Source organism: Pseudomonas wayambapalatensis (assembly GCF_049942315.1).
Lineage (GTDB): Bacteria > Pseudomonadota > Gammaproteobacteria > Pseudomonadales > Pseudomonadaceae > Aquipseudomonas > Aquipseudomonas wayambapalatensis.
In genome coordinates, this window is record NZ_JBNFMU010000182.1 from 50,886 (window position 1) to 59,495 (window position 8,610).

The following is an 8,610-nucleotide window of genomic DNA, read 5'->3' on the forward strand; positions in this document are numbered from 1 at the left end:
GACCGGGCGCCAGCGGTCAGATGAAGGAATTTTCATCTTCCACGCCAGCGCGCTGTTACCGGGGTGGGCGGCACGTCACGCTATTGGCTGGCCGTGACCGACCTTGAGCCGACCGCCGAGCTTGCGTAGCATCCCCGGCCCTTGGGGCCGCAGACGGCCCACGGCGGGCCAGCCCTCGCCTTCACTCGTCATCACGTCACCGAGCCCCCATGCCACAGCCGATTCCCCTCAAGGACCACGAAAAGGAAAAGCACCTGGTCAACCGCCGGCTGCTGGTCTGCGCCGCGCTGACCCTGGGCCTGGTTGCCGTGCTGATCGGCAGGCTGTATGTCTTGCAGGTGCTGCAGCACGACCAGCAATCGGCGGTCTCGGAGAACAACCGCGTGCACGTGCTGCCCATCGCCCCCGAGCGCGGGTTGATCTACGACCGTAACGGCGTGGTGCTGGCCGACAACAAGCCCAGCTTCAACCTCACCATGACCCGCGAGCGCACCAACGGCCAGACCCCCGCCGTGCTCGACGCCCTGGCCAAGGTCCTGAACCTCTCCGACGACGACCGCGCCCAGTTCGACAAAGACCTGCGCCGCGGCCGCAAGCCGTTCGAACCGGTCACCCTGATGTTCGGCCTGAGCGAAGAGCAGATCGCGCTGATCGCGGTCAATCAGTTCCGTCTGCCCGGCCTGGACGTCGAGCCGCAGTTCATCCGCGAATACCCGCTGGCCGAGCATTTCGCCCATTCGGTCGGCTACGTCGGGCGGATCAACGAAAAGGAAGCCAAGACCCTCGACAGCACCGAGTACCGCGGCACCCAGTCGATCGGCAAGACCGGCGTCGAGCGCTTCTACGAGAACGAGCTGCACGGCCATGTGGGCTACGAGGAAGTCGAGACCAATGCCCAGGGGCGGGTCATGCGCGTGCTGCGCCATCACGATCCGGTGCCGGGCAAGGATATCGTCCTGAGCCTGGACGCCAAACTGCAGCAGGCCGCCGAAAAGGCCCTGGGCGATCGCCGTGGTGCGGTGGTGGCGCTGGACCCGGCCACGGGCGACGTGCTGGCGATGGTCAGCAACCCCAGCTTCGACCCCAACCTGTTCGTCAAGGGCATCAGCTTCAAGCAATACGCCGCGCTGCGCGACTCGATCGACCGTCCGCTGTTCAACCGCGTGCTGCGCGGGTTGTACGCGCCCGGTTCGACGGTCAAGCCGGAAGTGGCCATCGCCGGCCTGGACAGCGGCGTGATCAACCCGGGTAGCCGCGTGTTCGACCCCGGTTACTACGAGCTGCCCAACTACGACCACAAGTACCGCAACTGGAACCGCAGCGGCGATGGCTGGGTGGACATGTACACCGCCATCATGCGTTCCAACGACACCTACTTCTACGACCTGGCGCACAAGCTGGGCATCGATCGCCTGCACGACTACATGGCCGAGTTCGGCCTGGGCCAGAAGGTCTCGCTGGACATGTTCGAGGAAGCGCCCGGCCTGATGCCGTCCGCACAATGGAAACGCGCCACGCGCCGCCAGGCCTGGTTCCCCGGCGAAACCCTGATCCTTGGCATCGGCCAGGGCTACATGCAGGTCACCCCGCTGCAACTGGCGCAGGCCACCAGCCTGCTGGCCAGCAAGGGGGTGTGGCACCGTCCGCACCTGGCCATGACCGTGGGTGGCGAGCACCCGGTCGACCCGAACCCGATGCCCGACATCGTGCTGCATGACAAACGCGCCTGGGACCAGGTCAGCCAGGGCATGCAGATGGTCATGCATGATCCGCGCGGCATCGCCCGTGCGGCCGCCGCTGGCGCGCAGTACCGGATTGCCGGCAAGAGCGGCACCGCGCAGGTCGTGGCGATCCGCCAGGGCGAGCGCTACAACCGCGACAAGACCCTGGAGCGGCACCGCGACAACGCCCTGTTCGTGGGTTTCGCCCCCGCCGAGCATCCCTCCATCGTGGTGGCGGTGATGATCGAGAACGGCGAGGCTGGCGGCCGGGTGGCCGGGCCCGTGGTGCGCGAGATCATGGATGCCTGGTTGCTGGATGACCAGGGGCACCTGAAGGAGCAGTACGCCGGGAGCGCGGGCAAGAGCGCGGTGCCGCACGGCTGAGCCCAGGCCGCCCGCCCTATGCGCAGGCGGGCAGCGCCATTTGCCCCATCATCGCAACGGATACAGCGCCTCGTCGAACTGCTCCAGACGCGGGAACACCAGTGGCTGGTCATCCGAGAGCTGTTCCAGCCGCTGGCGATACTGCACCAGGAACTCACCCCGCGCCTCGTCGCTGATGTAGGGCACGTGCCAGGCCACGAACGGCGCCAGTACATCAAAACCGACATAGGCCAGGGTGCCGCGCAGGATCGGCCGCAGCATGTCCTCCAGCGGCCCGTGGATCGCCCCTTCGCCGAACATGTGCTCACGCCCGCCCAGGGTCACGGTCACCAGCGCCTTCTTGCCCGCCAGGCCACCCTGGTCGTAGAAGCGCTTGCCGCCGTAGCACACCCCCGACACCAGCACCCGGTCGATCCAGCCCTTGAGCATGGCCGGGGCGGAGAACCAGAAGATCGGGAAGTTCAGCACCAGCAGATCAGCCCACAGCAGCTTGTCCAGCTCCTGCTGGATATCCGCGGCGATGGAGCCGCTCTTGACGCCCAGGCGCTGTTCCAGCGCATAGACCAGATATTCGGGGTTCTCACGGGTGCTGAAATCCTCGGCGCTGGCCACCGGGTTCCAGCCCATGGCGTACAGGTCGCTGACCTGCACCTGATGCCCCTGGGCCTTGAAAGTCTCCACCGCCTGGTCGCGCAGCGCGGCGGTGAACGAATGCGGTTCGGGGTGGGCGTGGACGATCAGTACGTTCATGGAAGCTGTCCTTCGGCAATTGGCTGGTTAGTAGCAGCGGCGCGACCGGCCAACAGGCGGTCGAGCCAGTCCGGGTCCATCTGCGGTTCGCAAGAGAACAGCAGCCCGGTGTAATCCTGATAAGGCGGGGTAAAGATCGACTCGCGCCGCCCCTGATCCACCACCCTGCCCCGCTGCATCACCATCACCTCGTCGGCGATGGCGCGCACCGTGGCCACATCGTGGGTGATGAACAGGTAGGCCACGCCCAACTGGCGCTGGATGCGGTCGAGCAGCTTGAGCACACCTTCGGCCACCAACTGATCGAGGGCCGAAGTCACCTCGTCGCAGATGATCAGTTGCGGCTCGGCGGCCAGCGCGCGGGCGATGCACACCCGCTGCTTCTGCCCGCCGGACAGTTCGCGTGGCTGACGCTCCATGAACCTGGCCGGGTCCAGCTCGATCATCTCCAGCAGCTCGGCGACCCGCTCGCGCAGCGCCCTGCCCTTGAGCCCCAGGTAGAACGCCAGCGGCCGGCCGATGATGTCGACGATGCGCTGGCGTGGATTGAGCGCGGTGTCGGGGATCTGGTAGATCATCTGGATGCGCCGCAACTGTTCCTTGCTGCGCCGGCGGTAGTCGGTCGGCAAGGCTTCACCGTCGTACAGCACCTGGCCGCTGCTCGGTTGCAAGAGCCCGGTAATCAGCCGCGCAGTGGTGCTCTTGCCGCTGCCGGACTCGCCGATCACCGCCAGCGTCTGGCCGCGTTGCAGCTTGAGCGAGACATCATGCAGCACCGGCTGGGCACCGTAGCTGGCCGAGGCGTTGCGCACCTCGAGCAGTGGCCGGGTCTGCGCCTGGCTGCGCTTGGGTTCGGTATGGAAGCTGCGTACCGCCCACAGCGAGCGGGTGTAGTCCTGACTCGGGGCACCGAGCATGGTGCGGGTGGCGGCTTCTTCGACCAGGCTGCCGTGGCGCAGCACCATGATGCGGTCGGCGATCTGCGCCACCAGGGCCAGGTCGTGGCTGATGTACAACGCTGCGCTGCCGAAGCGCTTGACCGCATCGCGAATGGCGGCGATCACTTCGATCTGGGTGGTCACGTCGAGCGCGGTGGTCGGCTCGTCGAACACGATCAGGTCCGGGTGGCAGGCCATGGCCATGGCGGTCATCACGCGCTGCAGTTGGCCGCCAGAGACCTGGTGCGGGTAACGCCGGCCGATATTTTCCGGATCCGGCAGGCGCAGCACACGGTACAGCTCGACCGCCTCGGCCTCGGCGGTGGCGCGGTCGATACCGCCATTGACCACGGCGGTTTCCACATGCTGGTCGATCAGGCGATGCGCCGGGTTGAACGACGCTGCGGCGCTCTGCGCCACATAGGCGACCCGCAAGCCGCGCAGCTTGCGCAACACCTCAGGTGCCGCGCCGACCAGTTCCTGGCCGTCGAAGCACACCGAGCCACGGGCGATGCGGCAACCGTCGCGCACGTAACCCATCGCGGCCAGGCCAAGGGTCGACTTGCCGGCCCCCGATTCGCCGATCAAACCCAGCACCTCGCCACGCTGCAGGGTCAGGTCGATGCCCTTGACCAACGGATGCCAGGCGTCGTCGGAGTGACCTTCGATGTGCAGGTCGCGGATTTCCAGTAGCGGTTTCATGCTCAGCACTCCTTCAGGCCGCTGGACTTGTGCAGCACCCAGTCCACGACGAAATTCACGCTCACGGTGATCAACGCCACCGCCAGCGCCGGCAGCAGCGGGCTGACATCGCCGAAAGTGATCAGCACGGCGTTGTCGCGCACCATGCTGCCCCAATCGGCGGTTGGCGGCTGGATGCCCAGGCCGAGGAACGACAGTGCACTGATGAACAGGAAGACAAAGCAGAAGCGCAGGCCGAACTCGGCGATCAAGGGCGCGGCGGCATTGGGCAGCACCTCGCGGGTGACCAGCCACCACAGCCCCTCCCCGCGCAGCCGCGCGGCCTCGACGAAGTCCTGCACCACCACGCTCATTGCCACCGCCCGCGACAGGCGGAACACCCGGGTGGCATCGAGCAGCGCGATCACCAGCACCAGCGAGGTGGTGGTGGTGCCGACCACGCTGAGGATCAACAGGGCGAAGATCAGTTGCGGGATGGCCATGAGGATGTCCACGACCCGCGACATGCCCTGGTCGATCCAGCCACCGAGGATCGCCGCCACCAGCCCGCAGAACCCGCCCAGGGCGAAGGCCAGCACGGTGGTCAGGAAAGCGATGCCGAGGGTATTGCGCGCGCCATAGACCAGGCGGCTGAACATGTCGCGGCCCAGGTTGTCGGTGCCGAGCAGGAACTGCCCGCCCCAGGGCGCGAAGCCCTCGCCGACCACTTCGGTCTCGCCGAACGGCGCCACCAGCGGCGCGAACAGCGCAACCAGTACATACAGCAGGATCACCAGCAGGCCGAACTTGGCACTCAGCGGCGCACGGCGCAATTGCGTGTACAGGCTCATGGGCTACCCCTTCGGATGCATCAGGCGCGGGTTGCTGGCGATCGACAGCACGTCGGCACTGGTGTTGAGCAGGATGTAGGTGGCGGCGAAGATCAGGCTGCAGGCCTGCACCACCGGGATGTCGCGCTTGGCCACCGAGTCGACCAGCAACTGGCCCAGGCCTGGGTAGACGAACACCACCTCGACCACCACCACGCCCACCACCAGGTACGCCAGGTTCAGCGCTACCACGTTGACGATCGGCGCCAGGGCGTTGGGCAAGGCGTGGCGGAAGATGATCCGCGCCTGGCCGATGCCCTTGAGCCGGGCCATCTCGATATAGGAGCTGGCGAGCAGGTTGATCAGCGAGGCGCGAGTCATGCGCATCATTTGCGCCACCACCACCAGGCTCAGGGTCAGCACCGGCAGCAGCGAGCGCTCCAGAATCTCGCCGAGGGAGGCATCCGGGGAGAGGTTGGAGATGCTTGGCAGCCAGGCCAGCTTCACCGCGAACACCAGGATCAGGATGTAGGCGACGAAGAACTCCGGGAACGACACCGCGCTCAGGGCGCTGGTGTTGAGCAGCCGGTCGAACCAACTGTTGCGATACAGAGCGGCCAGCATGCCCAGCAGCAGCGCCAGCGGCACCGACACCAGCGCCGCCAGCAGCGCCAGGCTGAAGGTGTTTCCCAGGCGAGCGCCGATCAGCTCGGCGATTGGCCGCTGGTTGGCCAGCGACACACCGAGGTCGCCTTGCAGCAGTTGCCAGCCCCAGTGGAAAAAGCGCGTCAGCGCTGGCTGGTCCAGGCCCAGCTGCAGGCGCAGCGCAGCCACGGTTTCCGGCGTTGCGGCCTGGCCGAGCATGGCCTGGGCCACGTCGCCCGGAAGCATGCCCACCGCCAGGAAGATGATCACCGACACCGCCAGCAGCGACAGCAGGCCCAGGGCCAGGCGCTGGGCGAGCAGTTTGCAGAGACTATTCACCGTACGGTCCTCGCAACGAAATGGGGTTCAGGCCTGCCACCAGCGCTCGATCAGGCGCAGGCCGTCCAGCTCACCGTAAGGTGCGGTGACGCCGCCGTGCATCACCCGCCTGGAGCGCGCCGCAACGGAGCTTGCGAACAGCGGCACGATGGCGCCGCCATCGTCGCGGCACAGCGCCTGCATTTCGTTGTACATCTCCTGGCGCAGCGGCGCGTTCATCTCGCCACGGGCAGCGTTGAGCAACTGGTTGAAGCGCGGGTTGTCCCAGTGCGTCTCGTTCCACGCCGCGCCCTTGGCGTAGCCGATGCTGAACATGCGGTCGGCGGTCAGGCTCGAGTACCAGAACGAGGTGGTGAACGGCTGCTTCATCCACACGTTGGTGAAAAAGCCGTCGGCCGGCTCGCGCACCACGTCGATGTCGATACCGGCCTTGCGCGCCTGCTCCTTGAACAGCACCGAGGCGTCGACCGCGCCGGTGTAGGCGGCGTCGGAGGCCTGCAGGCGTACCTTGAGGCTGTCCATGCCGGCCTGCTTGAGGTAGAAGCGCGCCTTGTCGGCGTCGTATACGCGCTGCTCCAGGGCCGTGTTGATGAAGCGGCTGCCGGGCTGGATCGGGTGGTCGTTGCCGATCTGGCCGTAGCCGTACAGCACCGAGGTCAGCAAGGCCTGGCGGTCGATGGCGTGCTTGAGCGCCAGGCGCACGTTGTTGTCCTGGAACTGCGCGGCGTCGCAGAGCATGGGGAAGGTGTAGTGCTGGGCGCCCTTGGTTTCCTCGATCACCAGTTGCGGGTTGCGTTTGAGCAGCGCCACGGTCTTGAGGTCGACCTTGTTGATCACATCCACCTGGCCTGTGACCAGCGCATTGACCCGCGCCGCGCCATCGGCGATGGACAGCAGCTCGGCGCTGGCAAAGTGCGCCCGGCCCGGCTTCCAGTAATCAGGGCTGCGTACCAGGTCCATGCGCACGCCCGGCTCGAAGTGCTTGAGGCGATAGCCGCCCGTGCCAGTGCCGGCCTGCCAGTCGGCGGCGCCGTCCTTGGCGGGCATGATCACCAGGTGATAGTCAGCGACCACATAGGGGAAATCGGCGTTGCCCGAGTGCAGTTCGAACACCACGGTGGCGGCGTCCTGGGCACGCACCACGGCAACATCACCGAGGACGGTCTTGGCCGCCGAGGTGGATTTCTCGCCCAGGTGGTGCTGGATCGAAGCGACCACATCGCCGGCATCGAGGCTCTTGCCGTCGTGGAAGGTCACGCCCTGGCGCAGGAAGAAGGTCCAGACCTTGGCATCGGGGGTGGACTCCCAGCGTTCGGCCAGCTCCGGGATGGCGGTGCCGTCGACGCTGATTTCGCTGAGGGTGTTGTAGACCGCCGAGAAGCCGACGAAGGTGAAGGTGTCGGCCCAGGTGCCGGGGTCACGCGAGTCGGTGGTGCTGCCCCCGGCCAGCCCCATGCGCAGGGTACCGCCGGCCTTGGGCGTGGCCTGCTCGGCCCAGCCCGGCATGGGCAGGCCCAGGGAGAAGGCACCGGCGAAGGTCGCCGCCGCCGCGCTGTACTTGAGGAACTCCCGACGTGGCAGGCCGCCGTCGGGCATCGCTTGAGTGATCTTGTTGTTCTTATCGCTCATGGCATTGCCCCTGTTGAACCGCTGGAAAGAAGGATCGCAGGCATCGATGACCGAATATTTGTAATTGTCATCGTGACAAATACATTAGACTCATTGGCATGCCCCTGCCAAGATGGATTTTCACAGGGACACCGACTTTGCGATTCACCAGGGATTTTTACCGATGAGCCAATCGACCCGTCTGATCACCGCCTCGTACATCCTCTCGTTCGTGGCCGCCAACGCGCCGCAGAAACTGCGCACCGAGACCATCGCCAAGTGGGTCAAGGTGCACCCGACACGGGTGCGCAGCCTGGCTTCGCAGATGGTCAAGGCCAACATTCTCAAGTCCTGGCGCGGTGCCCAGGGCGGCCTCACCCTCGCCCGCCCGGCCAGCGAGATCACCCTGCGCGAGGTGTACGACGCGGTGCAGGAGAGCTCGCTGATCGCCGAGAAGATCGACAACCCGTTTTCGGGGATGGAGGATCACTGCAAGGTGTTCGAGGTGTTCACCCGGCTGTTTGCGATGCTCGAGGCGAACATGCGCCTGGACCTGGGGGCGATCACGGCGGACCAGTTGTTCGTTGCGTTTGATCGTCCGGTTGAGGGGGCTGTGGAAGGTTGATAGGCAGGGCCGGCCCTTTTTCGGGCCAACCCCCCCCCCCAAACCCGAAAAGCACACACCCCCACCCCCCCCCCCCCCCCCGACCCGGG

7 protein-coding genes are annotated in these 8,610 nt (G+C 66.3%); 2 read left to right on the forward strand and 5 right to left on the reverse strand.

The features are described 5' to 3' along the window. Positions 1–209 precede the first annotated feature (209 nt). The gene (gene mrdA / locus ACPZMI_RS13680; protein WP_426352425.1) at positions 210–2,105 is read left to right on the forward strand and encodes a penicillin-binding protein 2; all 1,896 of its coding nucleotides are present in this window, start codon (positions 210–212) and stop codon (positions 2,103–2,105) included. Between the two features lie 48 nt (positions 2,106–2,153). Here the strand turns inward: mrdA and ACPZMI_RS13685 are convergent, their stop codons facing one another. Genes ACPZMI_RS13685 through ACPZMI_RS13705 form a run of 5 tightly spaced genes read right to left on the reverse strand, consistent with a single transcriptional unit; the run spans position 2,154 to position 7,917 of the window. Then, positions 2,154–2,855 carry an NAD(P)H-dependent oxidoreductase gene (locus ACPZMI_RS13685; protein WP_186665248.1) on the reverse strand — a complete coding sequence of 234 codons (702 nt, stop codon included), beginning with the start codon at positions 2,853–2,855 and terminating at the stop codon, positions 2,154–2,156. Further along, positions 2,852–4,495, reverse strand: a complete 1,644-nt coding sequence (locus ACPZMI_RS13690; protein WP_426352426.1) for an ABC transporter ATP-binding protein — start codon at positions 4,493–4,495, stop codon at positions 2,852–2,854. The genes ACPZMI_RS13685 and ACPZMI_RS13690 overlap by 4 nt, the downstream gene beginning before the upstream one ends. A gap of 2 nt (positions 4,496–4,497) precedes the next feature. After that, complete coding sequence (locus tag ACPZMI_RS13695; protein ID WP_426352427.1) at positions 4,498–5,325, reverse strand: ABC transporter permease; 828 nt, start codon at positions 5,323–5,325, stop codon at positions 4,498–4,500. Between the two features lie 3 nt (positions 5,326–5,328). Then, complete coding sequence (locus ACPZMI_RS13700) at positions 5,329–6,288, reverse strand: ABC transporter permease (RefSeq protein ID WP_426352428.1); 960 nt, start codon at positions 6,286–6,288, stop codon at positions 5,329–5,331. Positions 6,289–6,315: 27 nt separating this feature from the next. Continuing rightward, entirely contained in the window at positions 6,316–7,917 is a 1,602-nt protein-coding gene (locus ACPZMI_RS13705; RefSeq protein WP_186665252.1) for an ABC transporter substrate-binding protein, read from the reverse strand. A 163-nt stretch (positions 7,918–8,080) separates the two neighbouring features. On the opposite strand from ACPZMI_RS13705, the gene ACPZMI_RS13710 reads away from it, so the two are divergent. Next, positions 8,081–8,521, forward strand: coding sequence for an RrF2 family transcriptional regulator (locus ACPZMI_RS13710; protein ID WP_063544552.1), 441 nt, complete (start codon positions 8,081–8,083; stop codon positions 8,519–8,521). Positions 8,522–8,610 lie beyond the last annotated feature (89 nt).

What these genes read in the sequence shown, in the direction of transcription:
- mrdA (WP_426352425.1), top strand. Translation starts at nt 210, where the DNA reads ATGCCACAGCCGATTCCCCTCAAGGACCACGAAAAGGAAAAGCACCTG.
- ACPZMI_RS13685 (WP_186665248.1), bottom strand. Translation starts at nt 2,855, where the DNA reads ATGAACGTACTGATCGTCCACGCCCACCCCGAACCGCATTCGTTCACC.
- ACPZMI_RS13690 (WP_426352426.1), bottom strand. Translation starts at nt 4,495, where the DNA reads ATGAAACCGCTACTGGAAATCCGCGACCTGCACATCGAAGGTCACTCC.
- ACPZMI_RS13695 (WP_426352427.1), bottom strand. Translation starts at nt 5,325, where the DNA reads ATGAGCCTGTACACGCAATTGCGCCGTGCGCCGCTGAGTGCCAAGTTC.
- ACPZMI_RS13705 (WP_186665252.1), bottom strand. Translation starts at nt 7,917, where the DNA reads ATGAGCGATAAGAACAACAAGATCACTCAAGCGATGCCCGACGGCGGC.
- ACPZMI_RS13710 (WP_063544552.1), top strand. Translation starts at nt 8,081, where the DNA reads ATGAGCCAATCGACCCGTCTGATCACCGCCTCGTACATCCTCTCGTTC.